Annotated in this window: 18 protein-coding genes and 1 pseudogene; 5 read left to right on the top strand and 14 right to left on the bottom strand. The window is 72.6% G+C overall.

The window, feature by feature from the left end:
• Position 1: 1 nt before the first annotated feature.
• Positions 2 to 802, bottom strand: coding sequence for an HAD-IIA family hydrolase (locus ACQ86L_RS10725; RefSeq protein ID WP_434315377.1), 801 nt, complete (start codon positions 800 to 802; stop codon positions 2 to 4).
• Positions 803 to 995: 193 nt separating this feature from the next.
• Between ACQ86L_RS10725 and ACQ86L_RS10720 the strand changes: the two genes are divergently transcribed.
• Positions 996 to 1,649, top strand: a complete 654-nt coding sequence (locus ACQ86L_RS10720; RefSeq protein ID WP_434315376.1) for a TrmH family RNA methyltransferase — start codon at positions 996 to 998, stop codon at positions 1,647 to 1,649.
• Between the two features lie 76 nt (positions 1,650 to 1,725).
• Here ACQ86L_RS10720 and ACQ86L_RS10715 read toward each other — a convergent pair whose 3' ends face one another.
• From ACQ86L_RS10715 to ACQ86L_RS10685, 7 genes are all read right to left on the bottom strand, one after another.
• The gene (locus ACQ86L_RS10715; RefSeq protein WP_434315375.1) at positions 1,726 to 2,142 is read right to left on the bottom strand and encodes a DUF3052 family protein; all 417 of its coding nucleotides are present in this window, start codon (positions 2,140 to 2,142) and stop codon (positions 1,726 to 1,728) included.
• Positions 2,139 to 2,984, bottom strand: a complete 846-nt coding sequence (locus ACQ86L_RS10710) for a metallophosphoesterase family protein (RefSeq protein WP_434315374.1) — start codon at positions 2,982 to 2,984, stop codon at positions 2,139 to 2,141. Before ACQ86L_RS10710 ends, ACQ86L_RS10715 begins: the two co-directional genes overlap by 4 nt.
• A 78-nt stretch (positions 2,985 to 3,062) precedes the next feature.
• Positions 3,063 to 4,958 (bottom strand): YhgE/Pip family protein, encoded by a 1,896-nt coding sequence (locus tag ACQ86L_RS10705; RefSeq protein WP_434318880.1) that lies wholly within the window; start codon positions 4,956 to 4,958, stop codon positions 3,063 to 3,065.
• Between the two features lie 34 nt (positions 4,959 to 4,992).
• Positions 4,993 to 5,676: a hypothetical protein gene (locus ACQ86L_RS10700; protein WP_434315373.1), complete on the bottom strand. Its 684-nt coding sequence runs from the start codon at positions 5,674 to 5,676 to the stop codon at positions 4,993 to 4,995.
• Positions 5,673 to 6,365, bottom strand: coding sequence for a TetR/AcrR family transcriptional regulator (locus ACQ86L_RS10695; protein WP_434315372.1), 693 nt, complete (start codon positions 6,363 to 6,365; stop codon positions 5,673 to 5,675). The genes ACQ86L_RS10700 and ACQ86L_RS10695 overlap by 4 nt, the downstream gene beginning before the upstream one ends.
• A 45-nt stretch (positions 6,366 to 6,410) precedes the next feature.
• Positions 6,411 to 8,327 carry a YhgE/Pip domain-containing protein gene (locus ACQ86L_RS10690; RefSeq protein ID WP_434315371.1) on the bottom strand — a complete coding sequence of 639 codons (1,917 nt, stop codon included), beginning with the start codon at positions 8,325 to 8,327 and terminating at the stop codon, positions 6,411 to 6,413.
• A 31-nt stretch (positions 8,328 to 8,358) separates the two neighbouring features.
• Positions 8,359 to 11,289 (bottom strand): MMPL family transporter, encoded by a 2,931-nt coding sequence (locus ACQ86L_RS10685; protein WP_434315370.1) that lies wholly within the window; start codon positions 11,287 to 11,289, stop codon positions 8,359 to 8,361.
• A gap of 138 nt (positions 11,290 to 11,427) precedes the next feature.
• Here ACQ86L_RS10685 and ACQ86L_RS10680 point away from each other — a divergent pair, with 138 nt between their 5' ends.
• The gene (locus ACQ86L_RS10680; protein ID WP_345833568.1) at positions 11,428 to 12,714 is read left to right on the top strand and encodes an adenylosuccinate synthase; all 1,287 of its coding nucleotides are present in this window, start codon (positions 11,428 to 11,430) and stop codon (positions 12,712 to 12,714) included.
• Positions 12,715 to 12,727: 13 nt separating this feature from the next.
• Here ACQ86L_RS10680 and ACQ86L_RS10675 read toward each other — a convergent pair whose 3' ends face one another.
• The 5 genes from ACQ86L_RS10675 to ACQ86L_RS10655 all read right to left on the bottom strand — a co-directional run bounded on the left by ACQ86L_RS10675 (position 12,728) and on the right by ACQ86L_RS10655 (position 16,299).
• A complete protein-coding gene (locus tag ACQ86L_RS10675; RefSeq protein WP_434315369.1) occupies positions 12,728 to 13,963 on the bottom strand; it encodes a Fic family protein in 1,236 nt (411 codons plus the stop codon).
• A gap of 132 nt (positions 13,964 to 14,095) precedes the next feature.
• Positions 14,096 to 14,782 carry a sterol carrier protein domain-containing protein gene (locus ACQ86L_RS10670; protein ID WP_434315368.1) on the bottom strand — a complete coding sequence of 229 codons (687 nt, stop codon included), beginning with the start codon at positions 14,780 to 14,782 and terminating at the stop codon, positions 14,096 to 14,098.
• A gap of 144 nt (positions 14,783 to 14,926) precedes the next feature.
• Complete coding sequence (locus ACQ86L_RS10665; protein WP_434315367.1) at positions 14,927 to 15,379, bottom strand: GNAT family N-acetyltransferase; 453 nt, start codon at positions 15,377 to 15,379, stop codon at positions 14,927 to 14,929.
• 42 nt (positions 15,380 to 15,421) lie between these two features.
• Positions 15,422 to 15,862, bottom strand: coding sequence for a MarR family winged helix-turn-helix transcriptional regulator (locus ACQ86L_RS10660; protein ID WP_434315366.1), 441 nt, complete (start codon positions 15,860 to 15,862; stop codon positions 15,422 to 15,424).
• Positions 15,859 to 16,299 carry an SRPBCC family protein gene (locus ACQ86L_RS10655; protein WP_434315365.1) on the bottom strand — a complete coding sequence of 147 codons (441 nt, stop codon included), beginning with the start codon at positions 16,297 to 16,299 and terminating at the stop codon, positions 15,859 to 15,861. Before ACQ86L_RS10655 ends, ACQ86L_RS10660 begins: the two co-directional genes overlap by 4 nt.
• A gap of 93 nt (positions 16,300 to 16,392) precedes the next feature.
• Here ACQ86L_RS10655 and ACQ86L_RS10650 point away from each other — a divergent pair.
• Both ACQ86L_RS10650 and ACQ86L_RS10645 read left to right on the top strand, forming a co-directional pair.
• A pseudogene (locus ACQ86L_RS10650) lies at positions 16,393 to 16,706 on the top strand (chorismate mutase).
• A 4-nt stretch (positions 16,707 to 16,710) separates the two neighbouring features.
• A complete protein-coding gene (locus ACQ86L_RS10645) occupies positions 16,711 to 17,634 on the top strand; it encodes an SDR family NAD(P)-dependent oxidoreductase (RefSeq protein ID WP_434315364.1) in 924 nt (307 codons plus the stop codon).
• A 19-nt stretch (positions 17,635 to 17,653) separates the two neighbouring features.
• Here ACQ86L_RS10645 and ACQ86L_RS10640 read toward each other — a convergent pair whose 3' ends face one another.
• Positions 17,654 to 17,947 carry a hypothetical protein gene (locus ACQ86L_RS10640; RefSeq protein ID WP_434315363.1) on the bottom strand — a complete coding sequence of 98 codons (294 nt, stop codon included), beginning with the start codon at positions 17,945 to 17,947 and terminating at the stop codon, positions 17,654 to 17,656.
• Positions 17,948 to 18,034: 87 nt separating this feature from the next.
• On the opposite strand from ACQ86L_RS10640, the gene ACQ86L_RS10635 reads away from it, so the two are divergent.
• Positions 18,035 to 18,454: an organic hydroperoxide resistance protein gene (locus ACQ86L_RS10635; RefSeq protein WP_382458030.1), complete on the top strand. Its 420-nt coding sequence runs from the start codon at positions 18,035 to 18,037 to the stop codon at positions 18,452 to 18,454.
• Positions 18,455 to 18,471 lie beyond the last annotated feature (17 nt).

Genomic DNA, 18,471 nt, shown 5'->3' with positions numbered 1-18,471 from the left:
CTCAGAGGTCCGACTCGACCGGCGCCGGCTCGACCAGCTCCTTGACGCCCGACAGGATCTCGTCTGGGCGGAACGGGTAGCGGTCGATCTCGGCCTGGTCGCTGATCCCGGTCAGCACGAGGATGGTGTGGAGGCCGGCCTCGATCCCGGCGACGACGTCCGTGTCCATCCGGTCGCCGATCATCGCCGTGTTCTCGGAGTGCGCGCCGATGCGGTTGAGCGCGGAGCGGAACATCATCGGGTTGGGCTTGCCCACCACGTACGGCTCCATGCCGCCGGTCGCCTTGGTGATCATCGCCGTGACCGCGCCCGTCGCCGGCAGCGGGCCTTCGGCGCTCGGGCCGGTGGCGTCCGGGTTGGTCGCGATGAAACGCGCCCCGGCGCCGATCAGGCGGACGGCCTTCGTGATGGCGTCGAACGAGTAGCTGCGGGTCTCGCCGACGACCACGTAGTCCGGGTTGGTGTCGGTCATGATGAAGCCCGCCTCGTGCAGGGCGGTGGTGAGTCCGGCCTCGCCGATGACGTAGGCGCTGCCTCCGGGCTTCTGCGACTTCAGGAAGTCGGCCGTCGCCAGCGCGGAGGTCCAGATCGACTCCTCCGGCACGTCGAGGCCGGAGGCGCGCAGCCGGGCCGCGAGGTCGCGCGGGGTGTAGATCGAGTTGTTGGTGAGCACCAGGAAGGGCGTGCCCTGGTCGCGCCACTGCTGGATCAGCGCGGAGGCGCCGGGGAGCGCGGAGTTCTCGTGGACGAGGACGCCGTCCATGTCGGTCAGCCAGCATTCGATCTCGTCGCGTCGCGCCACGCAGGACCCCTTCCGATGGTGAAGTGACGTCCCCAGCATATTGCCCGGGGGTTGCAGGAGGGTTTCGGGCCTCTTTTCGCTCCGCTGTCGGAGTGACGTACTGTGCCCGTGCGCTGCATATTACCCGGGGGTTGCGGGAGGGTTTCGGGCGGCTGTCGGGATGCCGTGATGCTGGTCCCGTTACTCTGAGTCGGTGAGTCCCGAGACCCCGCAGCCGAGCGACCTCCCGCCGTCCGCCGAGCTGACCACGCACGGCGTCGGCCCCTGGCCCGGTGAGTGGCCGACCGACGACCGTTACGATCCCGAGCTGCTGCGCCACGGCGACACCCGCAACGTGATCGACCGCTACCGCTACTGGCGCATGGAGGCCGTGGTCGCCGACCTGGACCAGCACCGCCACCCGTTCCACGTCGCGATCGAGAACTGGCAGCACGACATGAACATCGGCTCGATCGTGCGCAGCGCCAACGCGTTCGCGGCCGACACCGTGCACATCATCGGCCGGCGTCGCTGGAACAAGCGCGGCGCGATGGTGACCGACCGCTACCAGCACGTCGCCCACCACGACGACGTGGCGGCGTTCGTCGCCTGGGCGCGGGAGGCCGGCCTCCCGATCGTGGCCGTCGACAACGTGCCGGGCTCGGTGCTGATCGAGACGTACGCGCTGCCCCGCGAGTGCGTGCTGCTGTTCGGCCAGGAGGGCCCCGGCCTCTCCGACGCCGCTCTCGAGGCCGCCGACGTCGTCGTGGAGATCTCCCAGTTCGGCTCCACCCGCTCCATCAACGCCTCCGCCGCGGCCGCAGTCGCCATGCACGCCTGGATCCTCCAGCACGTCCCCTTCGCCTGACCACTCATCAGTTCCGGAGTTATGCACGCAACACGCCGTGCTGGGGCGTACACAACTCCGGGAGAGATGGCTGCGGTCAGCGGTTGGCGCGGCGGTGGACGAGTTTGAGGGCGGACCAGTCGTGGGAGATCGCGGCGACTTTGACGTCCACGAGGCCGCGGGCGAGCGCGGTGTCGCGGATGAGGTTCTCGTCGAGGTCGCTGACGTGGCCGGCGGCCTTCCGCGGCCAGGCCGCCCAGATCATCCCGGCCGGGTGGATGCGCGGCGCCAGCGCGTCGAGCTCGGCGACGTAGTCGGCGGCCTCCCGGTAGAACGCGACGATCAGCCCGGCCGGCTCGACCGAGGAGGGCGCAAGCCACTCGACGTCCACCGGGCCGTCCTCCACGGGCACCGCCCAGCCCGGGTCGGCGTGCAGGAGCTGCGCGCGCATCCCCGGCTTCAGCCCGAGCTTCTTCCAGAGCGGCGTGCCCGAGTAGCCGGAGCCGGCGCTCATGCCTCGCCCTTCCAGCCCGCGTCCGCCGCGATCCGCGCGATCGCATCCGCGTCGAGGTCGTAGACCGTGTCGCCGTCGTCGTCGGCGGGCGCACGCACGAAGTGGGCACGCACCGTCCCCTCACCGGACAGCTCCACCAGGGCGAACCCGGCCCCCCGCTCGGCCCGCTCGCGCGGCGGCGGCCAGAGCACGTCCGTCGTATTGGCGACGGCCGGCGCCACGACGACCGGGATGCCGCGTTCGCCCGCCGGGGTGACGAGCGCGTGATGGTAGTGGCCGGCCAGGATCAGCCGCACATCCCCCGCCGAGCATATGTCCAGCAGCGGGTCGGGGTCGACCAGCCGCAGCGTCTCGAACAACCCGGTCGTGGGCGGGACCGGCGGATGGTGCAGCACCACGACCGTCCCGTTCGCGCTCGGCGAGGCGAGCACCCTCCGGAGCCGATCGAGCCGCTCCTCGCCGACCAGTCCGTAGCCCGCCCTGGCGACGGTCGTGTCCACGGTCACGACCCGGAAACCCCCGACAGAGAAGACCCGCTCCCGCTCGCCGAGCACCTCCTCGAAGGCGTCGGGGAGGTCGTGGTTCCCCATCGCGTACGCGACCGCCGCGCCGCGCTCCGCCGCCCACGGCTCCAGCCGCTCCCGCAGCAGTCGGTACGAGGCTGCGCTCCCGTCGTCGGACAGGTCGCCCGACGCCACCACCAGGTCCGCCGCCTCCAGTTCCCCGGCCCGAGCGAGGACGCGATCGAGCGCGGCCAGCGTGTCGACCAGCCCGTACTGCAGGCGGCCGTCGCCGTAGAGGTGGGTGTCGCTGAGGTGGAGGATCCGGAGTCGATCGGTCACGCCGCCCACCCTAGCGCCGGGCGCCGACGCCTCGCGCAGGCGCCCCGCCTCGCGCCGACGCCCCCGCCGTGGCGCGCCTCAGCCGATCAGCGACGGGCGCAGGTCACGCAGCGTCCGGAAGTGCGTCATCCGCGTCACGCCGACCGCCGACACGAGCAGCGCGATCAGCATCCACACCGCGAGCACGCCCGCGTCCGCCCACGCCGTCGCGGGGTTGCCGCCATACATCAGCTGGCGGATGCCGTCCACGGCATACGACATCGGCAGCACGTGGTGGAGTGCCGCGAGCGGCCCGGGCAGTGTCTGCCACGGGAACGTGCCTCCCGCCGTGACGAGCTGGAGCACCATGAGCACGAGCCCGAGGAACTGCCCGACACTGCCCAGCCAGACGTTGAGCGCGAGGATGATCGCCGCGAACGTCACCGACGCCAGCGCCATCATCCCGAACATGCCGAGCGGGTTGTGGATGCCGAAGCCGAGCGCCCCCGACACGATCGCGAACAGCCCGATCATCTGGACCGCGCCGAGCAGGCCTGGCGTGAGCCAGCCCGCGAGCGTGATCTTCACCGGCGAGTGGAGGGCGGTGATCGCCCGCCGGGACACCGGCTTGATGATCAGGAACAGCGCGTAGATGCCGATCCACCCCGCGAGCGCGACGAAGAACGGCGCCAGTCCCGCGCCGTAGGTGCCGGCCGAGGTGACGGAGTCGTTCTTCAGGTTCACCGGGTCGGCGATCGTCGACGCCTGCTTCTTCTGCAGGGCGGGCGAGTTGTCCGGGATCTGCGCCACGCCCTTCGTCAGCCCGTCGTGAAGCTGGGTCGTGCCGTCGTGCAGGGTCGTGAGTCCGTCGCGGAGCTGCGCCGAGCCGGTCGCCGCCGTGGAGGCGCCGCTCGCGAGCTGCGCGGCCCCGGCCTGCGCCTGGGACGCCCCGTCGGCCACCTGCGACGCGCCCGACGACACCTGCGCCGCCCCCGCCGCGACCTGGTCCGAACCCGCGGCGAGCTGGTTCACCTGGCCGACGGCGGACTGGATCTGCGTGTTGCCGGCCTGGACCTTCTGGTCGATGCCGCTGAGGCCGGCCTCCACCTGCGCGATCACGGCCGGGTCGACGTGCGCCGCCTGGAGTTGCGCGATGAGCTGCTGCCCCGCGGCGGGCGCCTGGACGGCGAGCTGTGCCGCGGCCTGACTCGCCTGGGTCGCCTTCGCGGCGAGCTGGTCGTTGCCCGCCGACACCTGGGCGGCGCCCGCGCTGACCTGCGCCGCCCCGTCGCGCACCTGCGCCGCGCCGGAGGAGAGGTCGCCGAGCTTGCTCGCGAGCGTCTGCGAGCCGGCGGCGAGCTGGGCGGTCCCGTCGGCGAGCTGCGAGGCGCCGCTCTGCGCGCTGGCGCTGCCGTCCACGAGCTGGGCCGCGCCGTCCTGCGCCTTCACCAGGCTGGAGCGGATGTCGGCGAGGCCGAGCAGGAACCGCTGGGCGGCCTCCTCGTTCACCTGCTTGACGATGGAGGTGCGGATCTTCTCCGCCGCCTGCGTCCCGATCGTGGACGCGAGGTAGCTGTTGGTGTCGTTGGTCGTCAGCGTGACGATCGCGCGCTGCGGCGACGTTCCGGAGGCCGAGGCGAGCGCCGTGGAGAAGTCGGACGGGAAGGTGATGCTGAAGTCGTACTTCGAGTCGTCCACCCCCGCCGAGGCCGAGCCGGACGCGACCCGGTGCCACTGGAACGAGCCGTCCTGGATGAGCTGGTCGGCGACCTGGTCGCCGTAGTTCACGGTCTTCCCGTCGACGGTCGTGCCGGTGTCGTCCACGACGATCGCCGCGGGGATGCGGTCGAGGTTCGCGTACGGGTTCTGGTTGGCCCAGAGGTAGAGGCCGCCGTAGAGCACGGGGACGCACATCAGAGCGATGAGCGCCACGATGGACATCGGGCTGGCGGTCAGGCGGCGGAACTCCGCCGCGATCATCTGGGGGATGCGGATCTTCATGCGTTCTCCACGGACGGCTCGGTCACGATCAGGTCAGGGAGTTCGTCGGTGTCGTCCCGCGCCGGGTCTTCGTCAAAGGTCTGAGGTGCGTCGTCGTCGCCGCCGAACTGCCGCGACACGAGCGCGGACGCCGCGATCGCCGCGGCGGAGGCGTCGCCAGCGACGACGAGCACCGCGATGCCGCGCCCGGCGAGCTCGCGCGCGAACCGCCACCACTCCACGGGGTCGCCGCCGTGGCGGTCGGGGAGACGATCACGACGCCCTCCACGCCCGCGCGGAGGAGCGCCAGCTCGGTGAGGAGGCGGATGCGCACGGTCGGCGGCACGGTCCCGATCGCGTACCGCGCGTACTCGGCGGCGCCCAGCTCGGCCAGCCGCCGGCGCACGGCGAGCGGGTGGGAGGCGAGGCCGGCGAACATCAGCTCCTCCGCGACGATCCCGGCCACGGTCACGTCGGGCGCCGGCTCGCAGACGTCGGGGGCGTCGACCAGCGCGATGCGCCGGCGCATGGCCCCGGAGTCGGCGCGGCCGTCGATCGTGACGGTGCCGGAGTCGGGTCGCATCCGCCCGGACGCGATCAGCCCGAGCACGGTCGGCCGCTGCTCGGTCTCGGCGCGGGACAGCGTGGCCCGTCCGGTCTCGAAGCTGACGGAGGTCGCGGGGAGGGCGGCGTCGCGCGGCCCCTTGGCGACGGAGTCGAGGGTGATCTTCATCGGCTGGTCGCCTCCGTGCTGGCCTGCGACGCACCCTGCACCGCGTCGAACGCCAGCTCCGGCGTCCCCGCCAGCAGCTCGCCGGCCTCCCGCCAGCCCATGCCCGCGGCGGACAGCGCGGCCAGGATGACCAGCCGGTGCCCGTCGCGGTGGGTGAGCTTCGCGCGCGTCGCCTCGTCCAGCACCGACACGGCCGCGTGCTCGATGAGCCGCGTCACCGTCTCCCGGTCCAGGTCGGTGCGGATCGTGCCGTCCGCCATCCCGCGGCCCACTGTGTCGCGCAGCCGCTCGCGGGCCGGGTCGAGCGCGCTGCCGACCAGTTCCCGGTGCGGCCCGCGCACGGCGAGGGCGGCGCTGACCCGGATGTGCTCCACCTCGGCCCAGAGCGTCGCGCCGAACAGTGCGATCTCCACGCGGGTGTCGGGATGCGACACCGGGTCGAGCAGCGCGGCCAGGCGGGCGGCTCCGCGGGTGAAGACGTCGATCAGCAGCTCGTCGCGGTTGGCGAAGTGGCCGTAGACCGCGCGCCGGCTGAGCCCCGCGCGGGCCGCGATGGCCTCCAGGGAGGCGTCGATGTCCTCGTTGAGCGCGGCGGCGGCGGCGACCAGGAGGGCCTCCCGGTTCGCGGCCGCGTCGCGGCGGGGCGCGCGGGTGGGCGCGCCGGAGTCGGGCGCAGGGGTGGTGGGCATACGACGATCGTACTCTTCTTGCACACGAGTGTGCAACTTAAGCGCTCAGGCCGCGACCGCCCGCCCTCCCGCGACCTTCGGCAGCCGAACGCTGCGCCGCGTCGCGACCGCCGCCAGCGTCAGCGCGAGCGCCCCGACCGCGTACACGAACAGCGGCCCGGACGCGCCGAACGCCGCCCCCACGTCCTCACTCGCCGCCGCGCGCAGCATCGCCAGCGCCGGCGTGGTCGGCAGGGAGGCCGCGAGGGACGTCAGCGCCGCCGGCACGGTCGAGGACAGTCCGGCGGTCAGCGCCACGATCCCCACCACCAGCGCCACCAGGCGGCCGACACCCCCGAACGCCGCCGCCAGCGCCTGGTTGAGCACGCCGAACACCGCCCCGATGAACGCCGCCGCCAGCGCGAAGCCGAGCCACACGTCCGGCCGCAGGCCGAGCCCGAACTGCACGGCACCCGCGACCACGACACCCTGCGCCGCCCCGACGAGCGCCACGATCCCTGCCGACCGCAACGCGATCGACGCCGAGGGTGTCGTCGTGAGCAGCCTCCGGGACGGCACGGCCCGCCGGGCGAGCGCGGTCACCATCCCGCCGAGCCAGAGCGCGAGGACCGCGTAGAGCGGGAGCGTCCCGACCCCCGTCGGCGGAGCCTTCTGGACCGCGACCACGGGTTGCGCGGCGACCGCGGACAGCGTCGTCATGTCGCTGTCGCTGTAGGTCGGGATGGACTGGGTCGCCTGCGCCAGGCCCGAGGCGAGTTGGGCCGCGCCCTGCGCCGTCTGCTCCGCACCGGTCGCGGCCGACGCGGCGCCCGAACTCACCGACGCTGCGCCGGAGGCCGTCTGCGCCGCTCCGGAGGCGACCTGCGCCGCTCCCGAGGCGGAGGCGTCGATCCCGTCGACCAGCGAGGGCATCGCGCTCGCCAGGGCGGCATTGCCGGACGCGACGGCGTCCGAGCCCTGCGCGAAGGCCGCCAGCCCGCTGTTCGCCTGCTGCAGCGTGCCGAGGGCGGCCGTGGCCCGCGCGCACAGCACGGCCGGACCCGTCGCGCAGAGCTGCGCGACCACCTGCGCGAACTGGTCGGTCGCGGAGCCCACCCCCGCCGACGCCTGGTCCGCCACGCCCGCGAGCGTCGCGGACCCGGCCGCGAGCTGCTGGGTCTGCGCCGGAAGCGGCTGCGTCGTGGCGCTCAGGGTGTCGAGCCCGGATGCGAGCGACTGGGCGCCGGCATCCAGCGACTGGGTGCCCGACGCGAGGGTGGCCGCTCCGCTCGCCAGCGACTGCGTCCCCTGCGCCAGCGTGGCCGCGCCGGACGAGAGGGAGGCCGCACCCGACGCAGCCGACCCGATCTGCTGGTCGATCGTGTTGAAGCCCGCGTACACGTTCTGGAGGTACTGGATGGTGAGCTGCCGGTCGAGTGCGGCCGTCGCCGCCTGCGTGACCGCCGCGGCCAGAGCAGGATCGACCAGCGCCGACGCCGGACTGGTCTGCACGGTCACCTTCGCCTGCTTCGCGCTCGCTGCGGCGCCTCCGATCGAGGTCGCGTCCGCCGAGAACGACGAAGGGATGGTGAGCACCGCCGCATACTGACCGCTCGCCAGTCCGGAGGCCGCGTCCTTGTCGTTGGTCAGCACCCACGTGAAGTCGGTGGCGTCGGTGGACGGCGGCGCCTCGGTCGGGGTGGTGCTCCCGGAGGCGGACACCGTGGAGGTCCCCGCGATGAGCGACCCGGCGAACTGCCGCCCGAGCGGGATGGTCTTGCCGTTCTGGGTCACCGGGGTGTCATTGTTGACGACCGCCGCGGTCACCCGGTCGAGGTGCTGGACGGGCGAGAACAGCCCCCAGCCGAGCACCGTCACCACCAGCAGCGGCGCGAGAGCGAGCCCGACCAGGGTGATCACGCGCGTGCGCTCGGTCCCGGCGCGCGCGCCGAACGGCGCCCGGCCGGCAGATGGATCGGTCATGGTGCGCTCCCGTCAGGAGGGAAGGTGCGAGTCAGCGAGGCGTAGTCGCCGCGCTCGTCGGGGGTGGGGGGCTGGGGCTGGGCGTGGCGGGGATGGGCGGGGTCGGGGTCGGGGTGGGCGATGGTTGCCTCGGCGGTGGGTGCTTCCGCGGCGGGTGCTTCCTGGGTGGGTGCTTCCGTGGCGGGTGCTTCGGTGGCGGCTCCTTCCACGGTGGGGGAGTCTGGGGTGCTCGCGTCGGCGATGGGTGCTTCCGGGATCGGCGCGTCGGCGGAGGGAGCTTCGAAGCTGGACGCGTCGAGGGCGGGTGCTTCGGCGGTGGCCGGCACCCCCGCCACGACCGGCAGCAACTCCGCGACCCCTCCGGTGCCGTCGCCGCCAGCACCACCGCGACCCCCGCGTCCGCCACCCGCTGCAGCTCCTCCGCGAGCCGCTGCCGCTCCTCCCCGACCACGGCCTCTGCCCCGTCCACCACGACCACCGCCGGCCGCCCCTCCGCCGCATCCCGCACCGCCGTCACCGGGTCCGCCGCCCGGCCCAGCCGCGCGACGCCCGCGCGCGCCCGCACCGACGACCGACGCACCGGCAGGAGCAGCCCGTCCACCTTGATCCGTCCCGCCGTCAGCGGCGCGCGCCCGGCGATCGCCAGCGCGAGCGCCGTGTGCCCCGGCCCGGTGACCACGATCGCCCCGCCCGGCGGGACCAGCGCGTCGAGCGCCCCCGACCCTCCGGCCCGCGCGCCGTCCGCCGCCAGCGCGTACACCGTCCCAGGCGCAGGCCACCCGGCCGCGTCGAGCTCCGCCTGCACGCCCTCGCCTTCGATGTCGAGCACCGGCAGCGCGCGGTCCCACGAGCGCGGCATCCACCACGTCGCCCTCCCGAACAGCACCAGCACGGCCGGGATGAGCGTCATCCGGACGACGAACGCGTCCACCGCGACCCCGACCGCGAGGCCGAGCGCGATCGGCTGGATCTGTGCGTCACCGCCCGGGATGAACGCCGCGAACACCGCGAACATGATGACCGCCGCGGCCGTGACCACCTTCGCCGACCCCTGGAAGCCCTTGTGCACGGAGTCCTTCGTGGCCGCGCCGAGGATGTGCTCCTCCCGCATCCGGCTCGCCAGGAACACCTCGTAGTCCATCGCCAGCCCGAACAGCACGCCCATGACGATGATCGGCATGAAGCTGATCACCGAGCCGACGTGCGCGACGCCCAGCGGCCCCGCGAGCCGGCCGCTCATGAACACCAGGCTGGTCACGCCGAACGCCGCGCCGATGCTGAGCAGGTAACCGAGCGCGGCCGTCACCGGCACCACGATCGACCGGAACACGATCGCCAGCAGTACCAGCGACAGACCGACGACGAGGAGGGCGAACGGCAGCAGCGCACCGCCGAGCCGGGACGAGATGTCGATCCCCGCCGCCGTGTACCCGGTGATGGAGAGGTCGATCCCGTACTCGCGCTGGAAGTGGTCGTGCATCGAGCGCAGCTTCGCGACGAGCTCCTGCGTCGCCGCCGAGTCGGGAGCGCCGGTCGGGACCACCTGTGCGATGCCCGTGTCGCCGGACTCGTTCGGCGTGGAGAGCGGGACCGCCGCGACCCCGGGCACCGTCTTCAACTCGGCGCCGAGGTCGTTCATCAGCCCGACCGGGTCGGTGCTGCCGATGACGGAGCCGGTCGCGATGAGCGGGCCGTTGTAGCCCGGGCCGAAGTGCTCGCCGATCAGGTCGTAGGCGATCCGGGCCGGCTCGTGCTCGTCGAGCGAGCCGGCGTCCGGCAGAGCGAGCCGGAGGGTGGCCGCCGGGAGCGCGACCAGGCCCAGCAGAGCGACGACGAGCACCACGGTCAGGATCGGGATGCGGGTGACCAGGCGCACCCAGAAGCCCGCGACGGGGTGGGTGACAGGAGGTGCGGTCTTCGCCGCAGGGGCCCGGAACCGCTTCGCCACCACCCGCATCCCCGCGAACCCCAGCAGCGCCGGCGTCAGCGTCATCGAGATGAGCACCGCGATCGTCACCGCGAGCGCCGCAGCGACCCCCATGGTCGTGAGGAACGGGATCCCCGCCACGCTCAGCCCCACCAGCGCGATGATCACCGTGACCGCCGCGAACACCACCGCCGACCCCGCCGTCGCGACCGCGCGGGCGGCGGATTCCTCCGGCGTCATCCCGTGTTTCAGCTGCTCCTGGTGGCGGGAGATGATGAACAGCGCGTAGTCGATCCCCACCGCCAGGCCCAGCATCAGCGCCAAGAGCGGCGTCGTGGAGGCGATGGTCAGCCAGTGCGTCGCGGCGAAGATCAGCGACAGCGACAGCCCGGCTCCGAGCAGCGCCGTGATGAGCGGGAGGCTCGCCGCGATCACCGACGCGAAGGTCGCGATCAGCACCGCGAACGCGACGACGATGCCGAGCAGCTCGGTCACGCTGATCCCGGCGACCGTCTGCGAGAAGAGCTGGCCGCCGACCGCGACCTGTGACCCCTTCGGAAGGGCGGCCTCCAGGTCGCTGCCCGCCTTCTGGATCGCGTCGGACGTCGACGGCAGCACTGCGGTCTGCGCGACCGAGAGCTGGATGGGCACGATGACGGCCGAGCCGTCCGCCGCGATGTTGCCCGTCGACGGCCCGCTGTACGGGGAGGACGCGGACGTGACCTGCGGGATCTTGGCGATCGCCGCCGCCGACGACTCCACCGCGGACTGGAACGCCGGATCGTGCACGTCCGTCCCCGTGGGCGCGACCGCGACGAGCTGCGCGGACGTGCCGCTGACCTGCGGGAAGGTGCGCGCGAGGGCGTCCTGCGCCTCCTGAGACTCGGTCCCGGGGATGCTGAACGTGTTGTCGGTCCCGTTGCTCAGGAGCGCCGCCCCGCCGAGCAACAGCACCAGCGCTGCGAGCCAGATGACCAGCACACGTCTCCGCGCCCGGAAGGCGGCGCGGCCCAGCAGGTACAGGAGGGACGACATCGGGGCCAATGTAGAGCGTTGCTCAGCTTCGAGACAATGCCCGCCCTCGGCGGCCCGGCAAAACCCGTCGCGATAGGATCGAGTGCGACGGTCGTCCGCGAGGCGCCGACGCGCTCCCGACCATCGAGAGGACGAAACGTGCCCGCGATCGTGATCATCGGCGCCCAGTGGGGCGACGAAGGCAAAGGCAAAGCCACCGACCTGCTCGGCAGCCGCATCGACTACGTCGTCAAGTTCAACGGAGGCAACAACGCCGGCCACACAGTCGTCGTCGGCGACGAGAAGTACGCGCTGCACCTGCTCCCCTCCGGCATCCTGACCGAGGGCGTCACGCCCGTCATCGCCAACGGCGTCGTCGTGGACCTCGAAGTGCTGTTCCAGGAGCTCGACGGACTGATCGCGCGCGGTGTCGACGTGTCCCGCCTCAAGGTCAGCTCCAACGCGCACGTGATCACGCAGTACCACCGCACCATCGACAAGGTGACGGAGCGCTTCCTCGGCAAGCGCCAGATCGGCACGACCGGCCGCGGCATCGGCCCGACCTACGCCGACAAGATCAACCGGGTCGGCATCCGCATCCAGGACCTCTTCGACGAGAACATCCTGCGGCAGAAGGTGGAGGGCGCCCTCGACCAGAAGAACCACCTGCTTGTGAAGGTCTACAACCGCCGCGCCATCGGCGTGGACGAGGTCGTAGAGGAGCTGCTGAGCTACGCCGAGCGGCTGCGGCCGATGGTGGTCGACTCGTCGCTGCTGCTGCACCAGGCTCTGGAGGACGGCAAGTACGTGCTCTTCGAGGGCGGCCAGGCCACGATGCTGGACGTCGACCACGGCACCTACCCGTTCGTCACCTCCTCCAGCTCCACGTCCGGCGGCGCCGCGACCGGCTCGGGCATCGGGCCCAACCGCATCGACCGCGTGATCGGCATCGTGAAGGCGTACACGACGCGCGTCGGCGCGGGCCCGTTCCCGACCGAGCTGTTCGACGAGTGGGGCGAGTTCCTCCGCGAGCGCGGCTTCGAGTTCGGCACGACGACCGGCCGCCCGCGCCGCACCGGCTGGTACGACGCGCCCGTCGCGCGCTACACGGCCCGCATCAACGGCGTCACGGACTTCGTCCTCACCAAGCTCGACACCCTCACCGGGATCGAGCGCATCCCGGTCTGCGTCGCCTACGACGTCGACGGCGTGCGCCACGACGAGGTCCCGTCCTCGCAGACCGACTTCCACCACGCGGTGCCGATCTACGAGGAGTTCCCCGGCTGGACCGAGGACATCAGCGGCGCCCGCACGTTCGAGGACCTCCCGAAGAACGCGCAGGACTACGTGCTCGCCCTGGAGGCCATCTCCGGGGCCCGCATCTCGGCGATCGGCGTCGGGCCGGCCCGCGACGAGATCGTCGTGCGGCACGACCTGGTGGACTAGGGGCGCGGGGCGGTCAGGCGCCGAGCAGCGCCTGGAGCTCCGGGTCGCTGCGCCGGCGTGCCCGTGCGGCGATCCGCCAGTCGAGCGATCCGAGCTCGTCGATGATCGTGGTGACGGCCCAGACGCGGTTCCGCTGACGGTTCGTGATGCGAAGCGTGATCCCCGCGTTCTCCACGCGCTCCAGCGCCTCGTAAGTGGCGGAGGTCGACCGTCCGATCCGGGCCTCGACCGACTCGGCGTCGAACACCGGGGTGTCCAGCAGGCCGTCGACGACCGCCGCCAGGGCACTGCCCGGTCGCGGTGAGAGCGCGGCCGTCCACTCGTCGGGGAGTGCGCGGATGACGCGAACGGACTCCAGCGCCTCCTCGGCCGCGATCCTGGTGGCGTCGGCGAGCTCGCGGACGATCGGCGTCGCTGCCCCGCGGCGGTACGCGGTCAGGAGGTCGAAGTAGCCGTCCTGGTCGGCGGCGAGTGCGGACGCGATCGGTGGCGTCGTGACGGATGTCATGCCCCGGCGGCGGTAGATCGCGCCGATCAGTGCCCGGCCGATGCGCCCGTTGCCGTCGGTGAACGGGTGGATCGACTCGAACTGCGCGTGGGCGATCGCAGCCTGCGCGATGACCGGGATGTCGTCGCGGTTCGCGAAGGCGACGAGGTCGTGGAGGAGCGGGAGGACCCGCTCGGGGGTAGGCGGGACGTGATCGGCGTCGATCGGCGAGAAGTCGCTGCCGCCGATCCAGTTCTGCATGTCGCGGGCCCGGCCGGCGTAGTGCGCCTCGCTCGGGTCGTCGGCGAGCAGCGTCCTGTGCGCGTCGAGCATCGCCTCGAGCGTGATGCGCCCAGTAGTCCCGGCGTCGTCGATCATCCGCATGATGGCGCGCGACGCCGAGACCATCGCAGTGGCGCTCGTGTTCGCCCGGACACCGGCGAGCGCGCGGGCGAAGTCCTCGGGGGTGGCCTCGATGTGCTCGATCTTGGACGAGGCGATCGACTCGGTGCGGATCAGGAAGGCGGAGATCGCGCCGACTCCCGGGCCGGTGTCGGCGTCGAGCGCGGTGAGGGCGCGGATGGCGGACTCCTGGGCGACCTGGACGGACGGGTCTCCGGCGTACACCCGGTCGGCGATGAACGGCGGGATGGTCGCATCGACGGACGTGAGCGTCCGGTCGGCGCGCGAGCCGCGCCCGCTCCGGCTGCGCCACGGAACGGTCTCGACGCCGTGCGAAGCCCAATCGCTCGCATCGCCCATCGTGCCCCCGATCCCGGAATAGTGACGTCGTTATTCCGATTCAAGCACCACAACCTGGAATAAGCGAGCGCTATTCCGGTTTTCACCCCGCAACCCGGAATAACGACCGCGCTATTCCGGCCTCCCTACCCCTCAGAACCACGTACTGAGCCGCGGCGGCACCGCCGTCCGGAACAACCGGTCGAGCGCCTCCGCGTCGCCGTGGAGGCGACCAGCCAGCGCCAGCCCGCGCGCCAGGTCGTGCCCGAGGTAGACGCTGCCGAGCGTCTCGACCGGCAGGGTGACGTCCGGGGCGTCGGTGGTCGACTCCACGCGCGCCTCGCCGTCCTCCACGATCAGCCGGTAGCGGCCATCGGCGAAGGCGAGCGCGTCGGTCACCTCCAGGACGAGGTCGCCGTCGCTCTCGTAGCGGCGGGCGGTGAGCGTCGCCGCGACGTCCAGGATGCGCACCCAGAGATGGTCCTGCACGCTCGTGATGCGTGCGCCGCGGATGTCCTGCACGAGAAGCTGCACCGGCTCGTCCACGCCACGCGTCCAGGCCTTCACCTCGGCGACGAGGTCCAGTTCGAGGAGGTAGCGCCAGAGGGCCGTGAGCGCGGCGTCGGTCGCGGCCGCCAGGTAGTTCACCTCCACGACGTGCCGGGAGAAGTCCTCCTCACCCCCACGCACCACGTAGCTGACGAAGCCCTCCGGCCGCCCGTCCGGGGAGTCGTAGCGCACCAGGAGGTACCGCGCCGCGTCGTCGTCGCCCTTCAGCGGACCGAGGAGGCGGTCGGCGAGGTACGGTTCGAGGCCGATCTCGCCCGGGCGGGAGGCCATGGCCTCGGCGAGGACGGCGCGGCCGGTCTCGCGGTACTCGTCGGGCGTGGTGAACGAGAGCAGTCCGGGAGTCGGGGCGCCGGTCCAGCGGACCCGCTTGGCGTCGACGCTCCAGCCGGTCGCGAACGTGGCCGGCCCGAAACCCTAGCGCCCGTAGATCGTGGACTCCGAGACGGTGAGGATGGCGGCGGGGACGCCGAGCGCGTGCGCCGTGCGCAGCTCCGCCCCGAGCAGCGCGGTCGCGACTCCCCGGCGGCGGTGGGTCGGCGCGACCGTGACGGAGCTGATCGCCCAGGAGTCGAGGCTGCCGCCGCCCGGGACGGTGAGCGGCGCGACCCAGGAGTTGACCGTGCCGACCGGCGTGCTGACGCGCTCGTCGTAGACGGCGGTCGTGCGCCGCCCGCCGAAGTTCGTCCGCGCCTCCTCCAGGACCTCCGCCGACGGCCGGCGCCCGTGAAAGCCGCGCATGTCAGCGACGATCCACGCGTCGAGAGCGGCGGTGTCGGCGAGGTCGACCAGGGCGAGCCGGAGGCCGGCCTCCGCCAGGTCCGCCGCCGAGCGCTCGTCCAGGGGTGCCGTGAGGTGCGTCTGGGTCATGGCTCCACCGTATCGGGGCGGTGTGACGGGCGAATAGGACCGTCAGCGCCCGGCCATCGCGTGCAGCACCGGCAGCAGCGCGCCCGGCGCGGCCTCCAGCGCCGACGTGAAGAACGCCGCGTCCGCAGCCTCCACCGACCCGATGGCCGCCTCCGCTTCCGCGGCACCCGAAGCCGTCACGCGCAGCACCTTCGCGCGGCTGTCCGCCGGGTCCGGCGTGCGCTCCAGCAGCCCTTTGGCGACCAGCCGCCGCACGACCTCCGAGGTCATCCGCGGATCGGACCCGGTCTGCTCGGACAGCCGCGCCTGGCTCGGGCTCTCGGACTGCCCGTTCAGCCACCACACGGAGGCCAGCAGCACGAACTGCGCGTGCGTGAGGTCGTGCGGCCGCAGCGCCTCCACCATCGCGCGCTGCCAGCGGAGCGTGGCGTGCCAGAGGAGGAAGCCCGGGCTGGTCGCCGGGCCCTCGGGGAAGTCCGTCATGCGTCCAGTCTGCTCTGTTCCGCCCGGCGCTCCGCCTCGGCCAGCAGGGCGGCGAGCGATTCGGGGAAGTCGGCGCTGATCTGCGGGCCCAGCTCGGGGGCGACCGCGTCGGCTGCGGCGCCGTCGATCGTGAGCGAGTACCGCACGAGCGTGCCCGCGGCGTCGTCCTCCAGGTCGTAGCGGAAGGTCAGCCGCACGTCGCCCACATCGGTCACGTCGGCGTAGACGCGACCCTCCTCCAGCACGTCGATGCGGGAGCGGATGGGGTCCTGCCCGGCGGGCGTCACCGTGAGCTCGGTGCCGACGGCGAACGGCCCGTGGAGCTCGAACCGGTCGGCGCCGTCGTAGCTCAGCGTCCCGGTGTGGAGGTCGCGGACGGCCTCCCAGACCCGGTCGCGGGGGAGCGTGGTGACGGCGGTCTCCTGGGTGGTCCACATGAGGTGTCTCCTTTGCTCTGCGTGTAGATAATCTATGCATAGAGTAAACCCGGATCGTCGTTCCCGCAACCCTCCGCCCGGTAGGGTCGGAGCATGGCTGAGAACGAGTCGACCGTGCAGGCGCTGGAGCGGCTGCGGAGCATCCGGCAGAGCATCGACAACATCGACGCGGCCGTCATCCACATGCTCGCCGAGCGGTTCAAGTTCACCCAGCAGGTCGGCGCTCTGAAGGCCGAGCACGGCCTCCCCCGGCCGACCCTGAGCGTGAGCGCGAGCAGATCCAGCGCCTCCGGGTGCTCGCCGAGGAGAGCCATCTCGATCCCGCGTTCGCCGAGAAGTTCCTCAATTTCATCGTGGCGGAGGTCATCCACCACCACGAGCGCATCGCCTCCGAGAACGGCCGTTAGGGCGGTGGCCTGGGACCCCGCGGAGCTCCCCGACGCCCACGGCACGACTGTCGTCATCACCGGCGGCAACGCCGGCGTGGGCTACTTCACGGGTGAGCAGCTCGCCCGGGCCGGCGCCCGTGTTGTGCTCGCCTGCCGGGACCAGGAGCGAGCGGAGGCCGCCGTCGCGGCGATCCGCCGGCGTGTCCGCGGCGCAAGGGTGGAGGCCACCCCGCTCGACCTGACGGATCACGCCTCCATCGACGCCCTGGCCGACGCCCTGCTCGAACGCGAGCGGGTGGACGCCCTCGTGCTCAACGCGGGGATGGTGCACCCGCCGCGCGAGCGCCGCACCGACCGCTACGGCAACGAGCTGGTCCTCTCCACGAACGTGCTCGGCCACTTCCGCCTCGTCGCCCGCGCGTTGCCCGCCCTGGAGCGCGGCGAGGGCGCGCGGATCGTCTCGCTCGGGTCGCTCGCGAGCCGGCTGGGAACGCTCCGACTGGACGACCTCCAGCTCGAACGGTCGTACACGTCGTGGCGGGCGTACTCCGGTTCGAAGATCGCCGCGCAGGTGTTCGGGTTCGAGTTGGAGCGCCGGCTCCGGGCCGCCGGCAGCGCGGTGACCAGCCTGGTCGTGCACCCCGGCTACTCGACCTCCGGCCGCACGCCCGGCGTCCACGGCGTCAACCAGCCGAGCCGGGCCAAGCGCTTCGCCGACAACCTCCAGGCGGCGTGGACGCAGGGCAAGGACCACGGTGCGTGGGTGCCGGTGCGTGCTGTGCTCGACCCGACGCTGACCGCCGACGGCTACCTCGGACCTGCCGGGCTCACCAAGGGCGCCCCGGCGGCCGGCCGGGCGACGCGGTCGTCACGCTCGCCGCGGACCGGGGCGCGACTGTGGCCGCTGCTGGAGGCCGCGTCGGGTCAGGAGTTCACGGTCCGCTGACGGGCGGACGGTTCGCGCTTCAGTCGTCGACCACGATGGAGAGCAGCCGCTGCCCCTCCGGGACCTTGGCGCGAAGGGCGTCACGCGCGGCCGGATAGTCGGCCCCGTCCGCCTCGATGAGCTGCGTCGCCGACGCCCGGATGACCGCGGTCGCGATCACGCGCCCGCCGCGGGGCATCGCGTTGTGCACCTGCAGCAGCTCGAACCCGTCCGGCACCTGCTCCTCCACGAGCGCGCGTGCGGTCTCGGCGTCGTCCGCCTCGGCGGTCAGGTCGCGGGTCTCGGTGGTCTGCGTCAGGCCGTGCACTCTCATCGCACGCAACGCTACCCGAATCCCTGTACATCAGTATCCTGGGCGCGCTCCCAGCGGACGCTCAGTCCGGTCGACTGGGCTGTGCTCATGGACATCGCCTACACCGCCATCGCGCACGCCTCCGGAGGCGGTCGCGACGGCCACGTCCGCAGCGAGGACGACCTGCTCGACCTGGACACCCGCCCGCCGCGCGAGCTCGGCGGCTCGGGCGAGGGCACCAACCCCGAACAGCTCTTCGCGGCCGGTTTCGCGGCGTGCTTCCTGAGCGCCATCCACGCGGTGGGCCGCGCGCACAAGCTGGACACGTCCGACTCCGCCGTCTCGGCGAGCGTGGGCATCGGCGACAACGGCGCGGGCGGCTACGGCCTCACGGTCGAGCTGGACGTCTACATCCCGCGCCTCGGCCGGGAGACGGCGGAGGAGACGATGGAGAAGGCCCACCACGTCTGCCCCTACTCCAACGCGACGCGCGGCAACGTTCCGGTCAAGCTGACGCTGGTCGACTGACCGCGTCCCGCTCCGGT

Origin of the sequence: Leifsonia sp. P73, from assembly GCF_051059105.1 — a bacterium.
Classification (GTDB): domain Bacteria; phylum Actinomycetota; class Actinomycetes; order Actinomycetales; family Microbacteriaceae; genus Leifsonia.
The sequence above is the reverse complement of the archived record's forward strand: the minus strand, read 5'-3'. Positions and strand labels throughout refer to the sequence as shown.